Genomic DNA, 26,000 nt, shown 5'->3' with positions numbered 1-26,000 from the left:
ACGATCGATCGGCGGCTGATTAGCGGCGGCTGGCGGTGCGTTCGATGCCGTCGATCAATTTTTCTGTCATGCGTGCTCGGTATTCCATCAGGCTATTGGCGCCTTGAAAACCGACCACTGTTTCGTCCCAGTCGAGTTGCTTGCTCAGCATCCGACCCGCATCGATATCGAAACGAATCTGCCCATTGCTGAGCTGCTGTACCACTTGGGCACGCACCGATTCGTCGTCGATCGGTGTCAATGGTTCACTACGAACCGACAAGGTGGCGACGCCCGTTTTGACCTTTTCCAAGGTGAACAATTCGCGAATCTTGATCACCTTGACTTCGCCTTCTTCGGTCCGAGTCCGGACCTCGCGAGGCACCGACCAAGTTGCACCGACGGCAACAGGTTCTTCTGGCAAAGCCAGTGTCAACGAACCCATTCCCAAGGTGGCTTTGGTACCACCGAAATCTTCGCGACTGGTTTCTTGACCGCGAGCGTTGATCGAGATCGTCGACAGCTTCTCGCCGATCTGTTCGGCGACCTTTTCAAACACGGCAACCGGCTTTTCACCGGTGGTGCTGTCCCAACGAAGTTCTTCGGCTTCGCCTTGTTGTTGCGTCATTTCGACCGAATCAACGACGTGCTCGAAAGTCATTTCGTCCTTCGTCGCCTTGGTCACGCTCCAATGACGCTGGCTAACGGTGTGGACGTTCGAAACTTCTTCGGCACCCCGAATCCGTGTCTTGGTCTTGGCGATGTGAGTCACTTCGTAGGGAATCTGTTCGTCAGCTTGAAGCTTGTATCGAAGCAGGTAAGTTTCGGCGGGTTCCAAAATCGAAGTGGAATCCTCGGCACCGGCTGGGGCGCCGCAGGCGATCGATCCAACAAGAACTAGGGCGGCTAGCGAAATTCGGTGCACGACTAAGGTCTCCTTACACGTCAAAACGGGGTGTTTCACAACACGCCCAAAAGTCGCAGATCATCCGATCGACGACAAGACCGATCTTCAGCCCCCCACGGCGGAACACAGCTTCAGACTGACCGCCCCGTGGCGATTGCACAGAGGGTGCTTCCCCTCGCACTAGATCGCCCCTGCGTATTCAAGCAAAGGCTTCGCCAACCCAAACGGCGGTGGCTGCACGCCCGCGGGAATCACGTCCGCGAGCATCACTCCCGCGGGAATCAGGTTCTTGTTCGGGGCATCGAAACCGAGCCACCCCAGCCCAGTTTTTCGCGGAGCGATCGGTAGTCGTTGTTCCCCGCCACGGACACCATCTTGAAGGTGGTGTCGGCGCGTTCGATTCGCACAAGGTCATCCGAACGCAGCTGCCCCAGCATTCTGCCGTCCACCACGATGCTGGTCGAATCGTTCGGTTTGACGACTTGCAGTTCGAATCGAGTGTCAGCGGAATCCACGACCGGTCGGTAGGTCAACGTATGGGGACTGATCGGCGAGATCACGACGGCTTGCAGCGTCCGCCGCAGAATCGGCCCACCGGCGGAAAGATTGTGAGCGGTCGAACCGACCGGCGTCGCCAAAATCAAACCATCGCAGCGATACCGGGTCGCCAACTCGCCATCGGCATACAGGTCGATGTCCAGGATCTCGTAGGGCGGTCCGCCCAGGACCGCGGCTTCGTTCAGCGCCAACTGTTCCGCCTGGACCTTACCGTCGCGAACCAGCTGCGTTTTCAGCATGACATGCTCGGCGACCGCAAACTGCCCGCAACACACATCGGCCCAGACGCACAGAAAATCGTCTGGTGAAAGCGCGGCCAAAAAGCCCAACCGGCCGCAATTGATGCCCAACACAGGGATTTGGTTGACGCCCATCTGGCGGGCCGACTGCAAGATCGATCCGTCGCCACCTAGCACGATCACCAAATCGATGTCGGTGTCTGAAAAGTCGTACTGGAACTCCAAGTCCTCGACGACGATCTCGGCCCGTTCTTCGATGGCAGGACGAATTCGCTGAAGTTCCTTTTGGACGCTTTCACGGCCGGGAACCCCCAGAATCGCGACTCGGGGGCGGTCACGCGAATTGCGATTCAGATCGCCAGAATCTTGGCAGGACATGTCGTCGGTTCCCGAAGGTGCAGGTGTGATCGAGCGGGCACAGCTTGGGCCAATCCGCCACCAAGCTTTGGTCCGCCAGATCTTGCCGAACGACAGTCTAACCTACCCGATCAATGCACGCCGGTAGGGACCGCATCGCGACAGGCCTGGGCGATCGCGACGGGACTTAGCCCGTGATCGTGCAACAGTTCGTTGCGGTCGCCGTGGTCAATGAACTCGTCTGGCAGCGCCAATACGCGAATCGCACGCGTATCCAATCGCTGCTGGACAGCCGATTCGATGAACGCCGATCCGAATCCGCCCATCCTGGCGCCTTCTTCCACGGTCACGACAAACTTGCCCCCGGCCACGGTGTCGTGAACCATCGCTTCGTCCATCGGTTTGACAAAACGAGCATTGATCACGCCCACGTCCAAGTCGCCGTCCAAGGATTCGGCCGCCGCGATCGCTTGTTCTAGCATCGCACCGAAGGCAACGATGGTGCCATCGGCACCTTCGCGAATCACTTCGCATTTGCCAATTTCGATGGGTGCCGGCACATGATCCAATTCGATCGCCGACGCCTTGGGATATCGAATGCTGCAGGGGTGATCGTGATGCAACGCGGCGTCCAACATCATGCCCGTTTCGGCAGCATACCCGGGTGCCATGCAAACCATATTCGGGAACACTCGCATGTAACCGATATCAAAAAGCCCGTGGTGCGTGGGTCCATCGGGGCCGGTCAGACCGGCACGATCCAACAGGAACGTCACCGGCAGATCCTGCAGCGCAACCTCTTGAAAAATCTGGTCGTAACTACGTTGCAGAAACGTGCTGTAGATATCGACGATCGGACGCAAGCCTGTCTTGCACTGGCCGGCGGCGAACGCGACCGCATGCGATTCGCAGATACCGACATCAAAGAATCGATCCGGGAACTTTTCACGCACCGGTTCTAGTTTGTTGCCCTGGCACATCGCAGCGGTGATGATCGTGACACGCTGGTCTTCGGTCATCGCTTTGCGGATCGCTTCGCGTGCGTGCAGCGTGTACGGCGGATGCCCGTCGCTCTTCTGCGTGGTCAGTGTGCCGGCGTCATCGTTGAACGCAGGGGGCGTGTGGAAGTAGACGGGATCTTCGGCGGCCGGTTTGTAACCGTGCCCTTTCTCGGTGACCACGTGCAACAGGACCGGACCGCTGGTTTCGCGAGCCATCGCCAAGTACTTTCGCACCAATGCGATGTCATGACCATCGATGGGGCCGACATAGCGGATCCCCAGTTCCTCGAACAACATCCCGCCCAGCAGTCCAGCTTTGACGCCCTCTTTCATCTGCGCCAACAATCGCTCAGCCGGATCGCCGAACATCGGCACGCGTTCCAACAGCTTCACAACCTCGCTTTTCAGCCCCGTATAGAACGGGTTGCTGCGAAGACGATCCAAATAGTCTGCGACCGCACCGACGCGCGGGCAGATCGACATTTTGTTGTCGTTCAAAACGATCGTCAGGTCGTCGCCCAATTCACCCGCGTTGTTCATCGCTTCGAACACGATGCCGCTGGGGAACGCCCCGTCCCCGATCACCGCTACGGTACGGCGATCCGGTTGACCACCGACCACATCGCCACTGCGCAGACCGACCGCCGTGCTGACACTGCATCCGGCATGGCCCGTCATGAACAGGTCGTAAACGCTTTCGTGGGGGTTGGGATACCCCATCAAACCGCCACGCGTCCGAATCGAAGGGAACTGGTGATATCGCCCAGTTACCAGTTTATGAGGATAGATCTGGTGCCCGGTATCCCAGACCAAACGGTCGCTGCGGAAGTCAAATTCGCAGTGCAGCGCCAAGCACAACTCGACGACGCCCAAGTTCGACGCAAAGTGCGCCGTACGGGTCGCCAATAGATTGCACAGAACGTCACGAATCTCCGCGGCCACTGAATTCAGTTGATCGGGAGAAAACGTTCGCAGCGGCATCGCATCATCCAAACCGGCCAGCAACGGGTGCTGTCCCAAGGCGTGATGATGTGCGTCGCTCTTCTTCGGGGGTGTGTTCGTCAATGTTTTCGCTCCAATACATAGTCCGCCAGCCAGGTTAACCGCCATCCGGCGGCACCGAAAACAGACGCTCGGCATTTTGCCGATTCCACTAATTCGTTCGCCTTGTCTCGTGCCCCGTCCATTCCCAACAACCCGGGATAGGTCAGCTTTCCACGATCTGCGTCTTTTCCTGTGCGTTTCCCCAGATCAGCATCGTCCGCCGTGTGGTCCAACAAATCGTCAACGACTTGAAAAGCCAGCCCCAAGTCGGATGCGTATTCCGCTAACGTCGACCGCGCCGACTGGTCGGCTCCCGCCAAAATTGCCCCCAAATCCAACGACGCCGCGAACAACGCCCCCGTTTTTCGACGGTGAATCGATTCCAGATGTTCCAACCAATCGATCGATCCGCCATCTTGATCCGATAGGTCGTCGCGTTTTTCAGCGGCCAAATCGTCGGCCTGCCCCCCGACCAAGCCTGTTGCGGATGCTGCTTGGGACAGAGACCGGATTGCCGCAACGGCCCGAGCGGGGTCCGCAACCGACTCTGCCAAATGCCGAAACGCTTGAGCCTGCAACGCGTCGCCAGCCAAAATGGCGGTCGCCTCGTCAAACTGAATGTGTACCGTCGGCCGACCACGTCGCAAATCATCGTCGTCCATCGCCGGCAGATCGTCATGAATCAACGAATAGGCGTGGATCATTTCGACCGCGACAGCCCCAGGCATCAACTGCGATCGAAGTTCATCGTCAAGATTCTGGTGACAGGCTTCGCCCGCCATCAAAACCAACGCTGGACGCAATCGTTTTCCGGGTGCTAGCAGGGCGTACCGCATCGCGGCCGCCAACGTCTCGGGGCACCCCGCACCAAATTCACACGCCGATTCAAGCGAAGATTCGATCCAGGGCTTCAGATCGTCGATCCCCGATGCGGACTTTCCATTGACCAAGATTTGACGGCCGATATTTCGCGAGGCAGGTGACAGGTGAAGCAGGGTGGCCGCAGCGTGCATAGCCCCCGTCGGGGGGCATGGCAACGCGAAACGCAGCCGGTGGCAACCGATGGGCTGCGAGCCTAGTCGTAGATTCTAGAAGAGGCCTGGCGAATCGTCCACGGTTTCCCCATCGCCAGACTGGCTAAGGGCGTCTGGAACGCCACTGGTCGATTTCTTCTGGGTTTTAGCAGCGGATTGCCGCCCGGCAGATGCCTTGGTTCGACCGCCACCGCCTCGGACTTCCAGTTCAGCGATCGGTTCGGTGACAGGATTTCCCTCGGAATCGAATCCGGCTAGCACGCTAACCTTTTGCTCGGCAGCCGCCAAAATACGATGGCACTGCTTCAGACGCTTCACGCCTACCTCGTATTGCCCCAGCGATTCGGTCAGCCCCAAATCGCCGCTTTCCAATTCAGCGACAATCTGCTCGACCTCGGCTAGGGCCGTTTCGAAGTTGATCCCATCGACATCCTGGCCTCCGTTTTCAGACGAATCGCCCGAGTTACCGGACACCACCCCGCTGCCTGCGGATTGCGAACCCTTCTTCGAGGTGGCTGTTTTCTTTTTCGCCATGAGATCCAGTGCGAGGGAACGTGTTTTCCTTTGACAGTTGCCTTTTGGCAACGTAATCCTTTCATGAAGCAACATCACGGTTGGGCAGAAACTTTGGTGCGTCACTACCGATGCGTCATTGCTTCGCTGAAAGGTCTATTCCAGCTGTGTCGATTTTAACGCTTATCTGACCGGTTCGCCTACCTCTCGCTGCAAAACAATGGCTCGGAAGTCTCGAAAATTCACCAGGAAGCCGAACGCAAAGCGCGCAACCTTGGCTCCGAGAACCGACCTCCATCAGGCACCCTCGACGTCCCCCATCCACATGTCGTCTGATGCATCGACCGATGGGTCTGACGAACCAAAGACCGATCATGCATCCGACTACGAAACGGCAAACCTGAATGAGGCAACCTTGGATCATGGGGCAACCGACGATTGGTTTGAAAACAGCGATGAACAACAAGCACCACCGCCGCCGCATGAACTGAGCGCCGCCGATACGGCGTCCATCCGCTTGGACAACCATACGGAACTGCTTCAGCAGATGGCTGAACAGATCAGCGAACTGCATCGAATGCTGGCGGATCAGACCAGCAAGCCTGAACCGGCCGCTAGCGAGCCCGCAACCTCGTCGGGCACCGATTATCCGCTGGCAGTCCTGGTCCGGGATGGCGACACCCCCACCAACCAAATCTCGGATCACGAACTGCAAGACCTGCGATCGGAGATCGACGAAATCTCTGCTCACGTCAGTTCTGTCGAAGCCGAGAATGACGATTTGCGCCAACAGAACGCAGATCTTGCGTCGCGGCTTGCATCCCAAAACGTTCGGTCCACGGTCTCCAACGCTCAATCGAGCACCAGCGACGCGTTGTCGTGGGAAGAACGCAAGGCACTGATCTTGCAGCAGCTAGAAGACGACGACTTTGATGCCGACACGTTCATCGAAGATCTCCAAGCCGAACACAACGTCGACGATGCAGCGCTGGCGGAGTCGCCGATTGAATTTGTTCGTGCGATCTACGCCCAGCTGGCCAAGCATGAAGCCGAACTCGCCAACCGCGACACGGAAATTGGCGAACTTCATTGTTTGCTGGACCAACGATCGGATGCCGGTGACGGCGCAACGGCCGTCGGTGCTGCAGCGATCGCCCAACTGATCGATTCGGATGAATTGGTGATGCAGGAACGCGAGCGTCTGCAGTTGCTGCAAGCCGAATGGGAAGAGAAATTCCGCAAGAGTGAGATCGAGGCGTCGTTGGAACGAGCGAAGTTGTCGCGGGAACGGCAAGAACTGACTCGGCGCACCAGCCAATTGGAAGAACAGCTCGAACACGCACGCCGCGAGTGTCGGCAAAACCAAGAGGCCGGAACGACGCCTTCACGCCGCTGGATGGCCAAACTAGGCATTTCCGAAAAGGATTAGGTCCGGCGTCCGCGCCGCCACACTACTGCGGATCCTCGGAATTCAAAAAGGTCCGCACGGCGTCCAACATCCGCTCGGCCTCGGCTTCCAACTGCTTGAAAACCGGGACGATCTGAGACGCCTGCACATCGGGATCGAACTGTTCCAACTGCAGTGACAGTTCGGCAACTCGTTCGGCAAAGAACAAATTGGAAGTTCCCTTCAATGTATGGGCCGATCGACGGATCAGCTTCCAATCGCCGTCTGGAACCTCGTTCCGCAGCGTCGCCAAGATCGATTCACATTCGGGGATGAACACTTCGGCCAATCGCCGCACTCCCTGCACGCCACCGGGCACACGCGCCGCAGCGGCGCGAAGATCGATCGCATCGCCGGCGGTTGGCGACACACCCGCCGTGGAATCGGTGGATGGCAGATCATCGGAATGGATCGATGCATCATGGGCTGACACTGGTCGGTCTGCCGCAGGTTGCAGCGTCGCAGGTTGATTCGAATCGCCGGCGGTCTGATGGGACTCGGCCGACACCGTTCCGAGCGATCGCCCCGTCGACTTCTGTTTCGTCGACTTCTGTTTCGTCGACTTCTGTTTCGTCGACTGAATTTTCGACAACTCGGTGACCTGCGGAGCAAACCGCGCCAACATTTCTTGCAACTGCCGCTGATGGATCGGCTTGGCTAGGTGCGCGTCCATCCCAGCTTTCAAGCAGGCCTCGGCGTCCTCTTTCATCGCGGCGGCGGTCAACGCAATGATCGGGATCCGGCGACCGGTCCCCGCTTCGGCGGCACGGATTTCGATCGTGGCTTCCATCCCGTCCATCACCGGCATGTGCATGTCCATCAGGATCGCATCGAACGGTTCGGCTTTCCACTTCGCCACTGTTTCGCGTCCATCGCTGGCGACAACCGCTTGGTGTCCACAGGCCTGCAAATTCCCGACCGCCACATGCTGGTTGGCCAACCCGTCTTCGGCCACCAGCACACGCATCGGGGGACACGAGATCCGATTCTCTGCAACTTTCGGAATGCTCGGCTGCTGTGCGTTCATCACCTGCAAAACGGTGTCCAACAGTTCCGACTGTACGACCGGTTTGATCAGATACCTAGCGATGCCAAGTTCGTCGCAACGCCCCACATCCTCTTTTCGATCAGCCGACGACAAAACGATCAGTTTCATGTCGTCGACATGGTGCATGCGTCGAATCTGTTTGGCCAGTTCGAACCCGTCCATGTCGGGCATCATGCAATCCAAGATCGCCATCGAAAATGGGCGGCCAACTTCGGACGCCTGCTGGATCACTTCCAGCGCCGCCGGGCCACCATCGACCAACGTCGGCGACAATCTCCAGGCCGACAAAATTTCACGCAGTATCCGGCGATTGGTTTCGTTGTCGTCGACAACCAGGATCGGCAGGTCTGCAAGATCTTTTAGTCGGGCGACCGGATCGGTTTGATTCGACGGAGCCTTCGGGAAATGAGCGGTGAAGAAAAACGTGGTGCCTTTGCCGACTTGGCTTTCCAACTGCAGTTCGCCCAGCATCAGTTCGACCAACTGCTTGGTGATCGCCAACCCCAATCCGGTACCGCCAAAACGGCGGGTCGTCGATGCATCGGCTTGGGTGAACGCTTCCAACACCGAGGCTTGCTTTTCCGCGGGAATCCCCACACCAGAATCTGAAACACTGATTTTGATCGGCACCCGATCACCGACGGGCGTCGAATCTTGGGGCGTAGCCGATTCGCTTGCCGGCGGGCATTCGCCATTGCAGACCTCGACCACCACTTCGCCAACGTCCGTGAACTTGATCGCATTTCCGATCAGGTTAATCAGCACCTGACGAATTCGCCCTGGGTCCCCCATCAACCGATCGGGCACATCCGAGGCGACACGGCAGGCCAGTTCGAGTCCCTTTTCGGCGGCACGCAGCGACAGAGTCCGTCCGGTCTTTTCGACCAAATCACGAATCGAAAACGGGATCGATTCGAGTTCTAATTTGCGTGCCTCGATCTTTGAAAAGTCCAGAATATCGTTCAACAATCGCAGCAACGCATCGGCTGAATCTCGCACCAATTCGTTGTAATCCGCCTGTTCCGGCGACAGATCGGTCTGCGACAGCAGTTCTGAAATCCCGATGATTGCGTTCATGGGCGTGCGAATCTCGTGACTCATGTTCGCCAAAAAGTCGCTCTTGGCACGATTCGCTGCATCCGCCGCTTCGAGCGCTTTTTTGAGCGCATCCTGAGACCGTTTCAGTTCGGTGATGTCACGCGATATGCCGAAGGTACCGATGACCCGATCGTCGTTATCGATCATTGGCATTTTGGTGGACATGCACCAAGTGTCTTCACCCTCGGGCCATGTTTCGCGTTCCACTCGATCGACAAGCGGGACACGAGTTTCCATGATTCGCAATTCGTCTTGCCGAGCGGCGTCGGCGTGTTCTTCGCTAAAGATGTCGGCGTCGGCCAACCCTTCGGCCACCGCGGCGTTCTGCAATCCGAACTTGGTTGCCATCGCCTCGCTGATCCGAATGAATCGACTGTCACGATCTTTGAAATAGATCGAATCGGGAATGTGGCGCAGCAGGGTCCCCAGCAGTTCCTTTTCGTGCTGCAGCGCTCGTTCGGCCTGCACGCGATCCGACACGTCCCAGAACAGGACCTGGATCCCGATCACCGATCCGCTAGAGTTCAATACGGGGCTCTTGATCCGTTCGATCCACGATCGTCGGCCTTGGCGGTCGCTGGTTTCTTCGACCAACCGCGATGTCTGTCCGCTTTGCATGACCGCGACGTCGTCATCACGATACAGCTTGGCGATGTCCGCGGGAAACAAGTCGCTGTCACGTTTCCCGACCACGTCGGCAAGTGTGATCTGGCGAAAATCCAGATAGGCCTTGTTCGCGAACAAACGCCGACCATCGGCATCTTTGATCAGCAGACTAAGTGGCAGCGCATTGACCAGAGCCTCGTAGCTGGATCGCGACTGAATGTGGTCGCCTTGATCCGAATCCATGGCAAGGTTCCTTCTACGAATGCAGTGTGCGGTAATTCAAATGCGGTGATTCGGGATGCAGTTGCAAACGCTGCGCCGAAGCGAGGCAAGGACCGATTGCCGCTGGGGGCGATCACCGAATAGCCCAAAAATCGCAGGCGTCGTCGACATTTCGTTCAGGGTAGCCGATCTGGACACCGATTGGATCACGGCGACGGCCGACCAAGAACCGGTCATCAAGCAATGACTTGTGGAACGACAATCGCTTGACGCAGTTTGCAACGCACCTTGGTCACTAGCGACAATACTTGATCATCGTGACTTCGTTCCCGGCTTCATTGAAGATCAATTCATCGGTGAAGCTACGCATCAAAACCAGCCCGCGTCCCGATTCAGTATCGACCACCTGAACGTCTTCGCGGCCAGGCAGTTTGGAGGTGTCGAAGCCGCGTCCTTCATCACGGACCAAAATTCGAATCTCGTCCTTGCTAGCCGTCGCTTCGACGTGCACGCGACGATCCTTGTAGGGTTCGCTCTGCTTTCGCTTTTCGATCAAATCGGTCGTGACGTCATCGTAAATGATCGCCCGGTGGGCGGGCGTGACCGATGGGCCAAGTTGCAGATTGCCACGGTACATCGCATTCAACAAAGCGTGTTCCAACGCGACCCCGACACGCACCAACGTGCTGCCGTTCAACAATTCCATCCCCGATGCCACTTGGATCAATAGCGCCACGGTGGGCGAGATCAAGGTTGAATCATTGGGCATGTCGAAGACGAAGACGTTCTTCTGCAGCGTCGAAATCAACTTCGCAAAACTGGCATCGGTACGAAAGACCCCCAAGACGTCGACGATCGTGTCGTTCAACATCGTTTGCAGGTGATTCTTGGGAACGTAACCGGTCGCGCCCTGCTGAAGTGCCTTGGACGCAAGTTCTTCGCTGCCGCGAGCGGTCACCAGCACCGACGGGATGTGCTCGTATTCCAGACTCATCGCTTCGACCAATTCCAAGCCGTTCATCTCGGGCATTTCCAGGTCGGTGACCACCACCTCGATCAGATGTTCGCCCAACGCAGCGAGGGCTAATTTCCCGTTGGCAACATGGATCACTTCGTGCGAAGCTTCCTCGAGCAACATTCGCATCTCGACAGCCTGAGTCGGGCTGTCTTCTACCAGCAATACTTTTGCCATTTTTTTCGCCTCGGAAATACCGGCGGTGGAAGACACCCCCGCGTCTAAGCGAAATTTTAACACGCGGTAACGCTCCGATGTCCGAGCACCCGCAAAAATCGTCCTCGCTGCAGCCCCCACACGCTGCGGTACACCAGTCGCCCCCAGGCGATCACGCTGAATGGCTTGCGGGACGATGACCACTGCATCAGCAGCCGACAACTTCCCGCCGACAACTTCCCGCCGAAGCGATGTGCGCCGCTGCGACGTGCCCGCGAAAGGTCACCATCGATCCCGAATCATTCACCGGGGGTGAAGTCGTCGTCGCTGGAAAGTGCAGTCGCGAACGCGGCCAACAGGTCTGCGGCATGATCGATGTCTGACATTGAAACGACTTCCACAGCCGAGTGCATGTATCGGTTGGGGATCGCGACCAATCCGGTCGCCACTCCACCGCCATGGACTTGCAGTGCGTTGGCATCGTTCGGGGTGGCCCGTCCGACGGCCGCTAGCTGATAGGGAATCGAATGGGTTTCACACAGTTGGATCAACCGCGCTGCGACCTTGCGGTTGATGTTCGGGCCGCGAAAGATCACCGGGCCACCACCGATGGAGATATCACCCTGCATCTGCTTTTCGATCGTGGGGCAATCCGACGCATGGGTCACATCCACAGCGATCGCGACCGACGGATTGATGCTGCCGGCGGCCGTCTTGGCACCCCGCAGTCCAATTTCCTCTTGCACCGTTGCCACGCTATGCAGGTGGCAGCGGAGCGAATCAGCGGCAGCGACCGATCGACGCAGCGCTTCCATGACCGTCCACATCCCGGTCTTGTTATCCATGCCCGGTCCGGTGACCCGATCGTGCATCAGATTGCGAATCTTCAGTTCCAAGGTGATGGGGTCACCGACGCGCACCAACGACTCGGCATCCGCTTTGTCCTTCGCCCCGATGTCCAACCACAATTCGTGCAGGCCAACGACTTGTTCACGTTCTTTGGGTTTCAACAGGTGAATCGGTTTGCGGCTGATCACGGCGGACACCGGTCCGGTGTCGGTCCATACCGTCATGGATTGCCCGATCAACTGTTGTGGGTCCCAGCCGCCGATCGTCTGTGCGTACAGGAACCCTAGATCATCGATGTAAGAAACCAACATTCCGATCTGGTCGCAGTGACCGGCGTACATCAGCCGGGGACCAGACTTGTCACCGGCCGATGCGATCAGGTTTCCGTGCAAATCGATTCGAAGGTCATCCGTCGAGGGGCGGATGTAATCGCCGATCAATTTCTGGATCGGTTCTTCGAACCCCGACGGACTGGGGGTGGTGATGGCTTCGTCGAAAAACTGGCGAGCAGAAACGTCCATGAGGGCCAAACTTGAGAATCTAGAGAGGATGAAACGAATGGGGTGACATTACCCCGCTGAAACATTGTGACAGGAGCACGCGGGGAAGCGGAAGAACAGGAAAAAGTTTTCCCCCACCACCCGGCCGAAGCGCGGAATCATGACGACCCCAATCACGTCTAAAAATGTGAAGAAAGCGGGTTTTCCGGAGTTCCAACGTATCATGGACGTGGCTAGCCGCAATGCAGACGACCGGCGAAACCGTTGATAGTGGTCGTTCTGGCTTAAACGCCCTAAAGAGTGAACCCCGATTTACTCGACACTATCTCTCGGACAGGGATCGTTTAAACGAGTCCAACGCGACGCTCCTTCGGGAGCCAGCCGAGGACCACCGCCATTCGATCCTGCCGTCCACCCAGGGGGGATTCTGGGAAACGCATCCGGCGTTTTTCTGATAAGCGATTATCGGGGAAACCTCGGAGGATGTCGGTGACCATTGCCGAGCATTCCATGCGAACCGCACAGAGCAAACGACGCCGAGCCTTCGGTGTCCTTGCAGATTCTGTCGCAGTCCGATGGAAGGCCTAGCATTGATTACAGATTTTCCACAGCTTCTGCCCCACCAACGCGACCGTAGGTTTCGTTGTGAACGAGTTGACTAAACAAACCGCGAGGATCCCGCTAGGCGAGCGTCGCAAGATGCAAACCGGCTGGCCAGACCCAGCGTAGGACGTTCACCACTGTGCTCATGCAGATTGTTTGCCAAATCGACAAGCCACTTGCTGAGCATTGGACAGTTGCGACCCACCGCAATCGTCCATGCCAACTGATCAGGACCAGTTGTTCAGACGAATGTTCCACGAAGCAAGGCCGACAGGACAATGGTTACCGACGCACCATTGTTCGAGGGAATATTAAACGAGGCGTTATGGAGAACCTAGCATGAAGGTCTTCACAACTGGACAGGTCGCTAAGATCTGTAAAGTAGCACCCCGGACCGTATCGAAATGGTTCGACTCGGGGCGTTTGAAAGGCTATCGAATTCCTGGATCCCAGGATCGAAGAATTCCGCGAGAGTACTTAATTAAGTTTCTCAAAGAGCATGGTATGCCCCTGGGCGACTTGGAAGACGAAGCGATGGCAAAGTGCCTGATCGTCGCCCAAGACCAGGTGCTGATTGAGAACCTGAAGCGAGAACTTCCTCCCGAAAAAGCGTTCAAAGTGGCAGTCGCCGCGAGCGGTTTCGAGGCTGGAATTCAAGCTGAAAGCTTCAATCCGGATTGTATCATCGTTGACTTTTCGATCGGCAAGATCGAGGCAGTTCAAATCTGCCAGAACTTGCGAAAGAACATCGACTTCACTGATATCGTCCTGATCGCATTGCTGCCCGACGACGGGCAACCAATGAGCTTCGATCGAAGCAGCATCAACGAAACATTCAAAAAGCCATTCGATGCCCACTTGTTGGCCGAACGCTTGCGAACTCTCGTCGGTGCGAAAAAAGAATTGGTCTAGTTTCGCCAAACCGGGTTGAAAGGATTCGACTCGAATAACGAACAAGATCTTCCAAGAGCCTCAAAGAGCCTCGTCGACTGGCGTCTCACACCCCCGCAGGTGTGAGACGCCTTTTTTCGTTGGTGCAGGCATCTTTCCACAGCCCGGCATCGGATCGAACATTGGCGTCCCAAGCCAGGCGACTTCGACTACAACTGCTGGAACCATCCACCACGATTCCACTCGGATCGCACATCACGGCAGACGCATGCTTTCCTTGCCGATGATTGTCGCCCCATCGCCCACACTATCCGGCACAGACGAACAGACGCATGAGCGGCACACCTCATTTTGACCAAGACGGAAATGCCCACATGGTGGACGTTTCGGCAAAGACACCCACCGTCCGCAAAGCGGTGGCATCGGGCGAATTGCGAATGTTGTTGACGACCGCTGAAACGATCCGAGCTGGAACCGCCCGCAAAGGCGATGTGTTGGCGGTCGCCCGATTGGCAGCCATCCAGGCCACCAAGTGGACTCAGAATCTAATCCCGCTGTGCCATGCGATCCCGATCGAATCGGTCTCGATCGATTTCCAGTGGGCGGCTGCCGATCGTTTGCGATGCCTGGCCACCGTCCAGACGACGGGGAAAACCGGCGTCGAAATGGAAGCGATGACGGCCGTATCGGTCGGCTGTTTGACGGTCTATGACATGGTCAAAGGGATCGATCGCGAGATTCAGATCGGGGAAATCATGCTGTTGGAAAAGAGCGGTGGCAAATCGGGCCATTTCGTCCGCCAGTAAAGATTCATCTTGCATCGATGGTGGGGTAGAGCCTAGTTTCCGAAAGGATTCTATCGGACCCGTCCGGACATTGACGTCCCTCCCCCCGAATTGATGATTGCGCCATGGAAGGCCTCCCCACGATTTTTCGCCGCCCCTTCGCTTATGCGCTGTCGGCATGCTTTGCCGCTGTGTGCATCACCGTTCCAATCGCTTCGGCGGACGAAGCCCAGTGGGTTTGGGCGAACGGACGAACCATTTCGGACGCGATCCCCGAGGGCGAAACATGCCTGTTCCGCAAACCGATCAACCTGCGGGTGCCGGCCGAAGGCAAAATCGAAATCACCGCCGACGACGAATATGAACTGTTCTTCAACGATCAGTTGATTGGCACCGGAACGTCGTCCAGCGAAATGCAGACCTACGATATCAGCGACCGATTGGAAGTCGGCCGCAACATGATCGCGGTCCGCGTCGTGAACACTCGCGGCAACACCGCAGCACTGGCTGCTCGCGTTTCCATCCGTCCCGAAAAACAGGACAAGTGGTTCACGTTCAGCACCGACCGCACCTGGAAGGCCAGCACCAGCGATCATCCGATGTGGGAAACCGTCATGTTCAACGATCGGTTGTGGGATTCCCCGACCGAATTCGGAAAACTCGGTGACACCGCCCCTTGGGATCGCCAAGAACATGTCGCTGCCGAAACCCAGACCGAACAACGCGAACGATTCCAGATTCAAAAAGGATTCGGTGTTCAACGCGTCTTAGACGACGAACAGACCGGATCGGTCATCGCGATGACGTTCAACGAATTTGGACACATCATTTTGTCCCAAGAAGGTGGCCCACTGCTGTTGGTTATGGACAACGACGACGACGGCATCCCCGAACATGTCCGCACGTATTGCGATCAAGTGACATCGTGCCAAGGCATCCTAGCGCTTAACGGCGAAGTCTTCGTCACCGGCCAGGGCCCCGACGGCAGCGCCCTGTACCGTTTGACCGACAAGGATCGCGACGGAACGCTGGAAGAAGTGCACACGATCGTCAAACTCGATGGCAGCCCCGGCGAACATGGTGCCCACGGTATCCGGCTTGGCCCGGACGGGATGATCTATGTTGTGCTGGGCAGCCATGTCCAAGCGACCGGCAAGACCGGCCCTGGCGAAACCCTCACCGACGCGTACGAAGGCGACCTGCTGCCCCGTTACGAAGATCCGGCCGGACACGGACGCGGCATCCGCGCACCTGGTGGCACCGTGATTCGAACCAACGCCGATGGCAGTGTGGTCGAACGCGTCGCCGGCGGCATCCGCAACGCCTACGATTTGGTGTTCCACCCTAGCGGCGGCATGTTTGTGCACGACGCCGACATGGAAGCCGATGTTGACACCGCATGGTTCCGCCCGACCGCACTTTACGACGTCACCGAAGGCGGTGAATTCGGATGGCGAACCGGATGGGCCAAATGGCCTGAATACTACGTCGACCGATTGCCCAACCTATTGGACACCGGACGCGGCAGCCCGACCGGCGCCGCCTGCTACGAACACTACATGTTTCCCGTCCGCTATCACAATTCGTTGTTCTTGGCCGATTGGTCCGAAGGGCGAATCTTGAATGTGCGTTTGAAGCCACGCGGCAGCGGATACATTGCCGACAGCGAAGTCTTTCTGAAAGGCCAACCGCTGAACGTCACCGACCTGGAAGTTGGTCCCGACGGTGCCCTGTATTTCTGCACCGGCGGTCGCGGAACCGCAGGCGGAGTCTATCGCGTCGTCTACAAGGGCGAGATTCCCGAACGCATGAAGAAACTTGGCACTGGGATCGCTGCGGCCATCCGCCAACCGCAACTGGAATCCGCTTGGGCCCGCCAAGAAATCGCATCGATCAAACGCGAATTGGGTGACAAATGGGGACAGATGGTCGCCGGTGTTGCGTACAGCGACGACAACCCATCGCATTACCGAACTCGCGCCATGGACCTGATGCAACTCTTTGGCCCGGTCCCCAGCGAAGACCTTGTGATCGAATTAAGCCGATCCGGAAACGAAGCCGTTCGAGCACGCGCGGCCCGATTGATGGGGCTGCATCCCGGCAAACGAAGTGCTGCTGAATTGGTCGAATTGCTTTCCGACGGCGACGCGTTCGTGCGACGAACCGCCTGCGAAGCAATCCTGCGAAGCGGCCAGTTCCCATCCGATGTGGATGCCGTCATCCCACTGCTGGGCGAAGACGATCGCACACTCGCGTTTGTTGCCCGCCGCGTGCTGGAACGTATCGACACCGAAAAATGGCGTGGCGAAGTCCTGGCCAGCCCCGACCCACGCATCAGCATCGTCGGCATGTTGGGACTGATCAATGCAGACCCGACCGAAGCGACCGCGTTGCAAGTGTTGGAACGATCCAGCGAACTGATGAAGGAATTCCTTAGCGATGTGGACTTCGTCGACACGCTTCGATTGTGCCAAGTCGCGCTGCACCGCGGGAAAGTTTCCCCCGACAAGGTGCCCGAGCTTAGCATTCAAATTGCAGAAGAATTTCCGGCCGGCGATAACCGCATGAATCACGAACTGATTCGGTTGTGTGCCTACCTGCAATCCGACGGCGTCGCCGAGCGGGCGTTGGACTACATCAACAACACCGATCACGCCGACGTCGACCGAACACTGGTTGCGATGTGCCTGCAGTTCCTGTCCCACGATTGGACAGCGAATCAACGATTCCAGATCTTGAAGTATTACGAAAACACCGCCAACGCGGTGACCAGCGGATCGCTGTCGATGTACTTGATGGCGGTCACGCGTGACTTTGCTAGGTCGCTGTCCGACGAAGACGTCAAAGCGATTCTGGAACAAGGATCCGTGTGGCGGAACGCTGCCTTGGCGGCCATCTACAAACTGCCGCGCCCGATCGATAACGAAACCGCCGAAACGCTCCGCACGTTGGATCAACAACTGATCGCCAACCCACGTCCCGGCGACGTCGAACGTCGACTGCGCACCGGAATCATTGCGATGTTGGCGTCGGCCAAGGACGACGAATCGGCAGCCTACCTGAGAAAACTTTGGCGAACCGAACCGGAACGTCGAGCCGTCATTGCGATGGCGTTGGCCCAACATCCCGACGGCGAAAACTGGGATTATCTGGTCCGCAGCCTGAATGTTCTGGAAGACGAAACCGGCGATGAAGTCGTCAAAGCATTGCGGACCGTCAGCGTTGCCACCGACGACCCGATGGCGCTGCGACAGCTGATCATCTTGGGACTGCGTGCCGAACAAGACGGTCGCGAAATCGAGAACGTCGAACGATTGTTGGAACATTGGACCGGCATGCAACGACCGCCAAGCGAAAAATCGGCCAGCGGAAGCCTGACGATGCGACCTTGGCAAAAATGGTACGCCAAGGCTCACCCGGATCGCCCATCGGCCGAACTTCCCAAAGCGGACGAATCCCGCTGGGACTTTGACCAGTTGGTGAACTACCTGGACAGTGACGATGGCAGCCAAGGCGACCCCAACTATGGGCTGGACGCGTTTGCCAAAGCCAAATGCAACCAATGCCACCAAGTCAATCGTGACGGACCAGCCATCGGCCCATCGCTCAATGGATTGGCCAAACGATTCAGCAAACGCGAGATCCTGGAATCGATCCTGTATCCCAACCACGTTGTCAGCGACCAATACGCCAGCAAGAAAGTTCTGACGCTCGACGGACGGGTCCTGGTCGGCATGGTCAGCCAGATGACGAACCGCACTTTGGAGATCCGAGACGCCAACAACCAGGTGACGACGATCCCCGAATCGGAAGTCGATCAGGTGCTGCCCAGCAACAGCAGCATCATGCCAAGCGGGCTGCTAGATAGTTTGACGCTGGAAGAAATCAGCGACTTGATGGCCTACATGGGCGTCAGTTCGGCGGTCGAGATCGCATCGCGACCGTAAAAGTTGGTCTCCAACGCGACTGCGTTTTTTCGTCGAATGCCCAAGGAATCCTTGGGCCGATGGTCGTCCATTTCACCATGGACGCAGCGGGCGTCGCCAGAGATCCTTTCCCACGGGGAATTCGGGCGAATGCCACCACCGAAGCCTCGCCCCACCGAATCGACTTGGTGTTCTGATTGGCTCGCCTTCCCAAGATTTGGCGTGGCGGACAGAATAGCGCTTTGGAATCACGCGGATCCGCACTCGGACTCGCCTCTCGCTCTCTCTTCCCATCGGGATCGATCGTGGAACGTCGTCTGCTTACGTTCATCGTCTCTTCGACGGCGTTTTTCTTGGTTTACATGCTGCTGCGCGAGAAATTCGCACCTCAGCCTGAAGCCCCACCGGTCGCGGAAATGGTCGATCCAGCTGGCGATTTGCTCGCTGATGCTGATCCCAAGCCCGAATTGGTGGATGCCGGCGCGGTCGGACCGACCGGTGATAAAACGGCCCCGGACGATGCGTCGTCCGACGAAATCGCATCCAATCGCCCCACGGATCCCGAGTGGATCACGCTGGGTTCGATGGCTGCGGATTCCGGCTACCACATGCTGGTCACCCTGAATACTCGCGGTGCGGGTATCGAACGGATCGAACTGACCGAACGGGATGACAAAGGAAAACTGAAATACCACCGGGTCGATATCCGAATCGGATACCTGGGATATCTGGCTGCCGAATCCGCTACCACGGTGGACGGTGTGGTCATCAACGTTGTGGGACCGGGAACTCCCGCCCAGATCGCCGGGTTGAAAGTCGGCGATATCATCACGTCGATCGACGGCAAACCGGTAACCACCCGCAACGGCATCGACGCGGCGCTGGAAAAATCGGTTCCTGGCGACCAGGTCGATCTGGAAATCGTGCGATCGGCGACCCAGAGCCCCGAAACGGTCACGGTGACCCTGTCGCAGTACCCGCTGGACGTCGTGCGGCTAGCACGCGACGGTGGAACCGATCAAATCGAAGGCAATTTGACCCGCCAATCTTGCTTGATGCTGCTCAGCCAGGTGAATCGCAAGAGCATCGATTTGGGGAAAAACAAAATCCCCGGATACGCCAGCCCAGCGGATCTGATCTGGAGCACGTCCGGCACCAGCGACAGCGACGAAGGCGAATCGGTCACCCTGCAAGTCGAACTTTCCCAGGCGGAAATGGAAGCGGTCGGAGGACAGTCGGTTCGACTGCAACGCACCTATGCCGTCAAACCAGCCGACTATTCGATCGACATGCAACTGCAGGTCGACAATCTAGGCGACGAAGCACAAGACTTGTCTTATCGCTTGGAAGGCCCCAACGGCGTGACCCTAGAAGGTTGGTGGTACAGCAATAAAATCAGCCCCAACTTCTCTGGCGCCGCCGCCCGCGACGTGGTCTACAACACTGCCGCCGAAGATCACGAACTGGTCAGCGGCTATGAACTGCTGAAACTGGCTAAAAAGACCCCGGAGAATCCTTATCGGCCGATTTTCGCCCCCGACTTGGATGACTCCTCACGCAACCTTCGCTACATCGGCATCGATGCGCAGTACTTTGCGGTCGCCTATGTGCCCAGCGAAGGTGTCGATTCGCTAACCACATTCCGTCGCTGCGTAGCCGGAGTCGTCGCCGATCCGTTGGCCGTTCCAAAGAACAAAGAACGCGCGGTGAATGCTTCGTTCGTGCTCGATAGCGTGGTCGCCAATGTCCCGCCCGGTGGATCGATTCGCCAAGAATTGCAGATGTTCGCCGGTCCCAAGGACCCCGAGGTTCTGGAACCCTTCGGACTTGGCCAATTCATTTACTACGGATGGTTTGAACGATTCGCGAAACTGTTGGGCGGATTGCTTCACCTGCTTTCGGGCGTCGGCAACTATGCCCTGGCGATCATCCTGCTGACGGTCATCGTCCGCGGTTGCATGTTCCCACTAAGCCGCAAAGCGGCCATCAACGCCCAGAAGATGCAGGAACTGGCTCCCGAACTGAAGAAGATCGCCGAGAAGCACAAGGACGACATGGAGGGGCGGATGAAGGCCCAGCGGGAACTCCAACAACGCGTTGGGTTCAATCCGATGGCCGGCTGCCTGCCGATGTTCCTGCAATTGCCGATCTTCATCGGGCTCTATCGCGCCCTGTCGGTCGACATCGAACTACGCCAACAGCCCGTTTTCAGCGGTACCGATTGGGCATCCAACCTGGCCGGCCCCGACATGCTGGCCTATTGGGGCGACTGGTTGTTCGATTACATGTCGGGCCGGGGAACAGGATGGTTGGGACCCTATTTCAACATCCTGCCGGTCCTAGTGGTCGGTCTGTTCTTGGCTCAGCAGAAGATGTTCATGCCGCCGGCGACGGACGAACAAACCGCCATGACGCAAAAGATGATGAACGTCATGACGTTGATGATGGGACTGTTCTTCTTTCGCGTTCCTGCGGGCCTGTGCATCTACTTCATCACCAGCAGTCTGTGGGGCATTGGCGAACGAATCTTGGTCAAGAAAACGCTTCCCAAGACATCCCACTTTGATACTTCCGTCCTAGAAGGGTCGGCAGTTCCCACAGATTCGGGATCGTCAAAACCGGCTGCGAAGAAAGATTCGTTGGTCAAACGAATTCAGGACAGCGTGAAGAAGCCCGAGCCGACTTTCGAGCGTCCCAACAAACGGAAGCGTCCGAAGAAGTAGTTCGAACCCGCCCGTGGACAGGGGCAGTCTGCATCAACGTGCAGATTGCCACGCGGGCGGCGACTCAACCGCCGCCGCGAATCTCTGGCCCGGGGGATTCCGCGGCCTCACTCGCTCTCTAGCTGGTGGACCGCTTCGATGACCTTCTGGTCGTGCCCGTCCACTGTCACGCGTTTCCAGACCTTGGCGACTTTGCCTTGGGCGTCGATCAGGTAGGTCGACCGCTGGATCCCCATCGATTTCTTGCCGTACATGTTCTTTTCACGGTAGGCACCATACTTTTCGCTCATCGCATGGTCCGAATCGACCAAAAGAGGAAAAGGAAGTGAAAATTTTTCACGAAATTTTTGGTGGCTCTCCGCCGTATCACCGCTGACGCCGAACAGCTGGACGCCCAGCTTCTTCAGCTCGTCATATCGGTCTCGAAAAGCGCAGGCCTCCCTGGTGCAACCGGGTGTGTCGTCACGCGGATAGAAGTAGACGAGGACCGGATTCCCTTTCAAATCGCTTAATTTGACCTTGGTTCCCGAGTCATCTTTCAAAGTGAAAGCGGGGGCCGCTTGGCCGGGCTCGATCCAATCTGCCATCAAAATACCTGCTGCTAGGAAGTGAGAAATAGGGTCCGCCGTGGGCACCTGCACGATAGTATCGTGTCCACCCATTGCCTTGGGAACGCCGCCCGCTGCCTGACCGGTGCGTGACAGGGCGGCTAAATTTACTAGACTCTCGATCATGAGTGACAATACTTCTGAACAAACGCCCGATCCGTCCGGCTCCCAACCCGTTTCTGCTGATTCGTCAGCGGCCAATTCGCCTGTGGCTGGCAAGCCATCATCGAAGTCGGCTGCCAACGAAAACCCGATGGTCAATCCGTCGCGTGCGATTCGTCCCCTGGGGGTTGAATACGGTCGCAAACTGGCCACCGAAGCCGCTCGCGTGGCACTGGAAAACAACGGCCAAGACGTGATGGTGATCGATGTTTGTGCCCAATCGGCCGAATTCGATTTCTTCGTTTTGGCGACCGGGACCAGCCGGCGGCAACTGCATGCGATCAGCGAACAGATCGACGACGCACTTGAAAAAGGGCTTGGCGACCATCGCATGGGCATCGAAGGATACGACGAAAGTCGCTGGATCGTGCTCGATTACGGCAGCGTCGTGGTCCATCTATTCGATGACGAAACCCGCGAATACTATGACTTAGAATCGCTGTGGGCCGACGGCAAGTCGATCCCATTGGAAGAACTTGGCCTTCCCCCCCAAGCCTAGGAATCGGCCAAGCGACCGATCCACGGTGGACACCAGCGGTCAGTCGTCCACCGAATCCTACCAAAGCCAAGGCGTAAGAATCCCCTTGGCCAGCCGCCTTGGATCAAGGCGCCCGACCGCATTGTGCCGTAGGTTCAAAGCGAACCAACGATGGCATAATGCGGTCGTTGAATCGTCCACCTTCTTTTGACCCACGGCCTTTGCGGTCGCATCTATGCACATTCCCCAATTGTTGCAGCAACGTTTCGTCGACGCGCTGAAAGACCTGACCGATGATCCTGATGCTTTCGCGTCGATGATTCGATCGACGACGGATCCCAATCACGGTGACTATCAGTGCAATTCGGCAATGCCGCTTTGCAAGGCCCTGAAGCAACCTTCGCGCGAAGTCGCCGAAACGCTGGTGTCGCGATTGAAGGTCGATGACCTATGCGAAACGCCAACCGTCGCCGGCCCTGGGTTCATCAATCTAAAGCTGCGCGATGAATTTTTAACGGAGCAGCTGCGAGCCATGCTCGGTGATGCTCGCTGCGGTGTCGCCAAAACACAGCAGGGTGGAAGCATTGTGATCGACTTTTCGTCACCCAATGTGGCGAAACCCATGCACGTCGGCCACATTCGCAGCACAGTCATCGGCGACGCTCTAGCCCGAACCCTGAAATTCCTGGGCTACCAAACCATCACAGACAATCACCTGGGTGATTGGGGCACTCAATTTGGAATCATCATTTACGGTTATAGGCATTTCGGTGACCCCCAAGTGGTGAACCAAAATCCCGTCCCCGAGCTTTCCAAGCTGTATCGCCATGTCAACCAGTTGATCGAATACCGAAAGGCGCTGGCATCGAAACCGAAGACCATCGAAGCGATCGAAACGGCAACCAACGATTTGGCTGCCGCCGAATCCAGCCTCGCTTCGCTACCAGCCAAAGAACAGAAGAAGGCCAAAAAGAACATCGCTTCGCAGCAACGACGGATCGCCGGACTGCGCGACGAACTCCAATCCTTGGACGGGAAGATCCAAGCGGTGGAAAGCGACGCGGCATTGATGGCCGACGCACAGAAACACAGCGACATCGATACCGCTGTCCTTCAAGAAACCGCAAAACTACACCGTGGCGACCCCGAAAACCTTGCCTTGTGGGAACAGTTCCTTCCTTTCTGTAAAGACGAAATCAATCGGATCTATGACCGATTGGATATCCAGTTCGACCACACATTGGGGGAAAGCTTCTACCACCCCATGTTGGGTCCGATTGTCGAAAAACTTGAAACCATGGGATTGGCATCTCAAAGTGATGGCGCGACGTGCGTCTTCCTAGACGGCTTTGATGCCCCCATGATCGTCCGCAAGCAAGATGGTGCGTTCTTGTATGCCACCACCGATTTGGCAACGCTTGAATACCGCTTGAAGACATTTCAGCCTGCGGAAATTGTTTATGTCGTCGATAGCCGCCAAAGCGAGCACTTCGAAAAACTGTTTGCGGTCGCCGATGCTGTGGGGACCGGCGATGTCAAGTTGGTGCATGTCAACTTCGGCACCGTCCTGGGCGAAGACGGCAAGCCGATGAAAACTCGCAGCGGGTCGCTGATCGGACTGGAAAGCTTGCTCGATGATGCGGTGGATCGTGCCAAACAGGTGGTGTGCAACCCGGATCGCTTGGAAAACTTCGATCCACCGATGGATGAATCCGAACAAGAAGCGATCGCCGAAATCGTAGGCATCGGAGCCATCAAGTTCGCTGATTTGGGGCACCATCGGACCAGTGACTATCGATTCAACCTGGACAAAATGGTCGCGTTGGACGGGAATACTTCCGCGTACGTTCAGTATTCCTATGCTCGTATTCAAAAGATCTTGGAACGTGCAGAGAAGGCCGAATCGGATGTGATCGACATGGTGGAAAGCCACGGCATCCAACTGACGCATCCAGCCGAACGCAACTTAGCGCTGATGCTTTTGAAGTTCGAAGAAGCACTCGTTGCCGTCCATAAAGACTATGCCCCCAACATGCTGGTTGATTACCTGTTGGAAACAGCCAAGGTGTATTCCAAGTTCAACGAAAGCTGTCACGTACTGCGCGCCGAATCCCCCACCATCCAAGCGACACGGTTGATGTTGGTTGCATTGTGCGGGCGTATCCTTGGTGTCGGGCTGAACCTTTTGGGTGTCGGCGTCGTCCAGCGGATGTAATCGACATCAACGATGGCGATGACCAACATCAACATCGATTTCATTATCAATCTTCGCTGCAATCGCAGTGGTTTGTTTGCTCAATACCCATAATCGGATTGACAAAAAGCGCAAACCACATAACTTAGGGAACCAAGTGCACAGATGGTTCGCGATGATTGCAGGCCAAACCACAAATGCGCGTCGTTTTGCTCGCCCCGCAAGACAACATTCGCAACGTGGTTCTATTCAATGGCTTTTGCAATTCGTTCACCAACCGATGTGTTTCACCCCCCAAAGTTCACGGCCGAATTCTCGGTTCGAAAGGTATGATGATCATGGCAAAGAAGAAGTCGGGCGGACCGAACAAGTCGCAAGCCATTCGCGATTACAACACCAGCAACCCATCGGCAAAGCCAAAGCAAATCGCCGAAGACCTTAGCAAGCAAGGTATCTCGGTCAGCGCTGGATTTGTCAGCACGATCCTTTCAACATCCAAGCGAAAGAAGAAAGTCGCTCGCCCAGGTCGCCCGAAAGGCTCTGTCAAATCGGTTCGCGCCGTTGGCCGTCCCGCCAAAGCGAAATCCAATGGCGACGTGTCGGTTGATTCGCTTCTGAAGGTCAAGCAACTGGTTGCCGAAATCGGTGGCATCGACGAAGCCAAGTCGGCATTGTCGACTCTGGAAAAATTGATGGGCTAGGCTTCCGGCCAAGTTTCCACCAACGCACCATCCACGGGATCGCCAAACTTGGCGGTCCCGTCGGCACAAACCAACTGCCGAAGTGCCTGCCAATCGTTTCCTCGGTCAATCCGAGCACTCAAAGAACGATCGGCACAAATTCTTTGCTGGCGGCCTTTCTCGGTCGCCCTGTTCCGGCTATCCCCCGCGACGCTTGCTCCCGTGACGGTTGCCCCGCACACCGGTTCATGAACAATCCATCGCGGTTCACAGACACCGAATGACGGGTCCACAGGCCCCTCAGGGACGATCCACGCCGCCCGACCGCCGCCCGACCGCCGATCGACCGCCGCCCGACCGCCGATCGACCGCCGATC

General features: G+C 57.1%; 18 protein-coding genes. 8 read left to right on the top strand and 10 right to left on the bottom strand.

The window, feature by feature from the left end; genetic code table 11:
* Nucleotides 1–19: 19 nt before the first annotated feature.
* The 5 genes from K227x_RS08565 to xseB all read right to left on the bottom strand — a co-directional run bounded on the left by K227x_RS08565 (nucleotide 20) and on the right by xseB (nucleotide 5,653).
* A complete protein-coding gene (locus tag K227x_RS08565) occupies nucleotides 20–904 on the bottom strand; it encodes a hypothetical protein (RefSeq protein WP_246146677.1) in 885 nt (294 codons plus the stop codon).
* 263 nt (nucleotides 905–1,167) lie between these two features.
* Nucleotides 1,168–2,061: an NAD(+)/NADH kinase gene (locus tag K227x_RS08560; RefSeq protein ID WP_145169127.1), complete on the bottom strand. Its 894-nt coding sequence runs from the start codon at nucleotides 2,059–2,061 to the stop codon at nucleotides 1,168–1,170.
* 110 nt (nucleotides 2,062–2,171) lie between these two features.
* A complete protein-coding gene (gene dxs, locus K227x_RS08555; RefSeq protein WP_261343428.1) occupies nucleotides 2,172–4,106 on the bottom strand; it encodes a 1-deoxy-D-xylulose-5-phosphate synthase in 1,935 nt (644 codons plus the stop codon).
* Entirely contained in the window at nucleotides 4,103–5,098 is a 996-nt protein-coding gene (locus K227x_RS08550; RefSeq protein WP_145169125.1) for a polyprenyl synthetase family protein, read from the bottom strand. The genes dxs and K227x_RS08550 overlap by 4 nt, the downstream gene beginning before the upstream one ends.
* A gap of 75 nt (nucleotides 5,099–5,173) precedes the next feature.
* On the bottom strand, nucleotides 5,174–5,653 hold the full coding sequence (gene xseB, locus K227x_RS31570; RefSeq protein WP_145169124.1) for an exodeoxyribonuclease VII small subunit: 480 nt from the start codon (nucleotides 5,651–5,653) through the stop codon (nucleotides 5,174–5,176).
* A 304-nt stretch (nucleotides 5,654–5,957) separates the two neighbouring features.
* Between xseB and K227x_RS08540 the strand changes: the two genes are divergently transcribed.
* Nucleotides 5,958–7,061 carry a hypothetical protein gene (locus K227x_RS08540; RefSeq protein ID WP_145169123.1) on the top strand — a complete coding sequence of 368 codons (1,104 nt, stop codon included), beginning with the start codon at nucleotides 5,958–5,960 and terminating at the stop codon, nucleotides 7,059–7,061.
* Nucleotides 7,062–7,083: 22 nt separating this feature from the next.
* On the opposite strand, the gene K227x_RS08535 is transcribed toward K227x_RS08540, so the two are convergent.
* From K227x_RS08535 to K227x_RS08525, 3 genes are all read right to left on the bottom strand, one after another.
* The gene (locus tag K227x_RS08535) at nucleotides 7,084–10,074 is read right to left on the bottom strand and encodes a response regulator (protein ID WP_145169122.1); all 2,991 of its coding nucleotides are present in this window, start codon (nucleotides 10,072–10,074) and stop codon (nucleotides 7,084–7,086) included.
* Nucleotides 10,075–10,348: 274 nt separating this feature from the next.
* Entirely contained in the window at nucleotides 10,349–11,245 is an 897-nt protein-coding gene (locus K227x_RS08530; protein WP_145169121.1) for a response regulator, read from the bottom strand.
* A gap of 278 nt (nucleotides 11,246–11,523) precedes the next feature.
* A complete protein-coding gene (locus K227x_RS08525) occupies nucleotides 11,524–12,594 on the bottom strand; it encodes a M42 family metallopeptidase (protein WP_145169120.1) in 1,071 nt (356 codons plus the stop codon).
* Between the two features lie 921 nt (nucleotides 12,595–13,515).
* Here K227x_RS08525 and K227x_RS08520 point away from each other — a divergent pair.
* The 4 genes from K227x_RS08520 to K227x_RS08505 all read left to right on the top strand — a co-directional run bounded on the left by K227x_RS08520 (nucleotide 13,516) and on the right by K227x_RS08505 (nucleotide 21,501).
* Nucleotides 13,516–14,088, top strand: coding sequence for a helix-turn-helix domain-containing protein (locus K227x_RS08520; RefSeq protein WP_145169119.1), 573 nt, complete (start codon nucleotides 13,516–13,518; stop codon nucleotides 14,086–14,088).
* Between the two features lie 311 nt (nucleotides 14,089–14,399).
* Nucleotides 14,400–14,873, top strand: a complete 474-nt coding sequence (gene moaC / locus K227x_RS08515) for a cyclic pyranopterin monophosphate synthase MoaC (RefSeq protein WP_145169118.1) — start codon at nucleotides 14,400–14,402, stop codon at nucleotides 14,871–14,873.
* A 104-nt stretch (nucleotides 14,874–14,977) separates the two neighbouring features.
* Nucleotides 14,978–18,799 (top strand): HEAT repeat domain-containing protein, encoded by a 3,822-nt coding sequence (locus tag K227x_RS08510; protein WP_145169117.1) that lies wholly within the window; start codon nucleotides 14,978–14,980, stop codon nucleotides 18,797–18,799.
* Between the two features lie 284 nt (nucleotides 18,800–19,083).
* Nucleotides 19,084–21,501: a YidC/Oxa1 family insertase periplasmic-domain containing protein gene (locus K227x_RS08505; protein ID WP_145169116.1), complete on the top strand. Its 2,418-nt coding sequence runs from the start codon at nucleotides 19,084–19,086 to the stop codon at nucleotides 21,499–21,501.
* Nucleotides 21,502–21,608: 107 nt separating this feature from the next.
* On the opposite strand, the gene bcp is transcribed toward K227x_RS08505, so the two are convergent.
* Nucleotides 21,609–22,235: a thioredoxin-dependent thiol peroxidase gene (gene bcp, locus K227x_RS08500; RefSeq protein ID WP_391540424.1), complete on the bottom strand. Its 627-nt coding sequence runs from the start codon at nucleotides 22,233–22,235 to the stop codon at nucleotides 21,609–21,611.
* Here bcp and rsfS point away from each other — a divergent pair.
* The 3 genes from rsfS to K227x_RS08485 all read left to right on the top strand — a co-directional run bounded on the left by rsfS (nucleotide 22,234) and on the right by K227x_RS08485 (nucleotide 25,644).
* A complete protein-coding gene (gene rsfS / locus K227x_RS08495; RefSeq protein WP_246146676.1) occupies nucleotides 22,234–22,770 on the top strand; it encodes a ribosome silencing factor in 537 nt (178 codons plus the stop codon). The two genes, bcp and rsfS, sit on opposite strands and share 2 nt — an antisense overlap.
* Before the next feature lie 214 nt (nucleotides 22,771–22,984).
* Nucleotides 22,985–24,964 carry an arginine--tRNA ligase gene (argS, locus tag K227x_RS08490; protein WP_145169115.1) on the top strand — a complete coding sequence of 660 codons (1,980 nt, stop codon included), beginning with the start codon at nucleotides 22,985–22,987 and terminating at the stop codon, nucleotides 24,962–24,964.
* A gap of 317 nt (nucleotides 24,965–25,281) precedes the next feature.
* The gene (locus K227x_RS08485) at nucleotides 25,282–25,644 is read left to right on the top strand and encodes a hypothetical protein (RefSeq protein ID WP_145169114.1); all 363 of its coding nucleotides are present in this window, start codon (nucleotides 25,282–25,284) and stop codon (nucleotides 25,642–25,644) included.
* Here the strand turns inward: K227x_RS08485 and K227x_RS31370 are convergent.
* On the bottom strand, nucleotides 25,641–25,766 hold the full coding sequence (locus K227x_RS31370; protein WP_261343427.1) for a hypothetical protein: 126 nt from the start codon (nucleotides 25,764–25,766) through the stop codon (nucleotides 25,641–25,643). The two genes, K227x_RS08485 and K227x_RS31370, sit on opposite strands and share 4 nt — an antisense overlap.
* Nucleotides 25,767–26,000: the final 234 nt, after the last annotated feature.

The organism is Rubripirellula lacrimiformis, from assembly GCF_007741535.1.
GTDB lineage: Bacteria > Planctomycetota > Planctomycetia > Pirellulales > Pirellulaceae > Rubripirellula > Rubripirellula lacrimiformis.
This window is presented reverse-complemented; position numbering and strand designations above follow the sequence as displayed.

Bases quoted from the DNA above. Each gene is read 5' to 3' on its own strand.
- rsfS (WP_246146676.1), top strand. From the start codon at position 22,234: ATGAGTGACAATACTTCTGAACAAACGCCCGATCCGTCCGGCTCCCAA.
- K227x_RS08525 (WP_145169120.1), bottom strand. From the start codon at position 12,594: ATGGACGTTTCTGCTCGCCAGTTTTTCGACGAAGCCATCACCACCCCC.
- argS (WP_145169115.1), top strand. From the start codon at position 22,985: ATGCACATTCCCCAATTGTTGCAGCAACGTTTCGTCGACGCGCTGAAA.
- K227x_RS08560 (WP_145169127.1), bottom strand. From the start codon at position 2,061: ATGTCCTGCCAAGATTCTGGCGATCTGAATCGCAATTCGCGTGACCGC.
- bcp (WP_391540424.1), bottom strand. From the start codon at position 22,235: ATGATCGAGAGTCTAGTAAATTTAGCCGCCCTGTCACGCACCGGTCAG.
- K227x_RS08550 (WP_145169125.1), bottom strand. From the start codon at position 5,098: ATGCACGCTGCGGCCACCCTGCTTCACCTGTCACCTGCCTCGCGAAAT.
- K227x_RS08535 (WP_145169122.1), bottom strand. From the start codon at position 10,074: ATGGATTCGGATCAAGGCGACCACATTCAGTCGCGATCCAGCTACGAG.
- K227x_RS08510 (WP_145169117.1), top strand. From the start codon at position 14,978: ATGGAAGGCCTCCCCACGATTTTTCGCCGCCCCTTCGCTTATGCGCTG.
- K227x_RS08540 (WP_145169123.1), top strand. From the start codon at position 5,958: ATGTCGTCTGATGCATCGACCGATGGGTCTGACGAACCAAAGACCGAT.
- K227x_RS08530 (WP_145169121.1), bottom strand. From the start codon at position 11,245: ATGGCAAAAGTATTGCTGGTAGAAGACAGCCCGACTCAGGCTGTCGAG.
- K227x_RS08485 (WP_145169114.1), top strand. From the start codon at position 25,282: ATGGCAAAGAAGAAGTCGGGCGGACCGAACAAGTCGCAAGCCATTCGC.
- xseB (WP_145169124.1), bottom strand. From the start codon at position 5,653: ATGGCGAAAAAGAAAACAGCCACCTCGAAGAAGGGTTCGCAATCCGCA.
- K227x_RS08520 (WP_145169119.1), top strand. From the start codon at position 13,516: ATGAAGGTCTTCACAACTGGACAGGTCGCTAAGATCTGTAAAGTAGCA.
- moaC (WP_145169118.1), top strand. From the start codon at position 14,400: ATGAGCGGCACACCTCATTTTGACCAAGACGGAAATGCCCACATGGTG.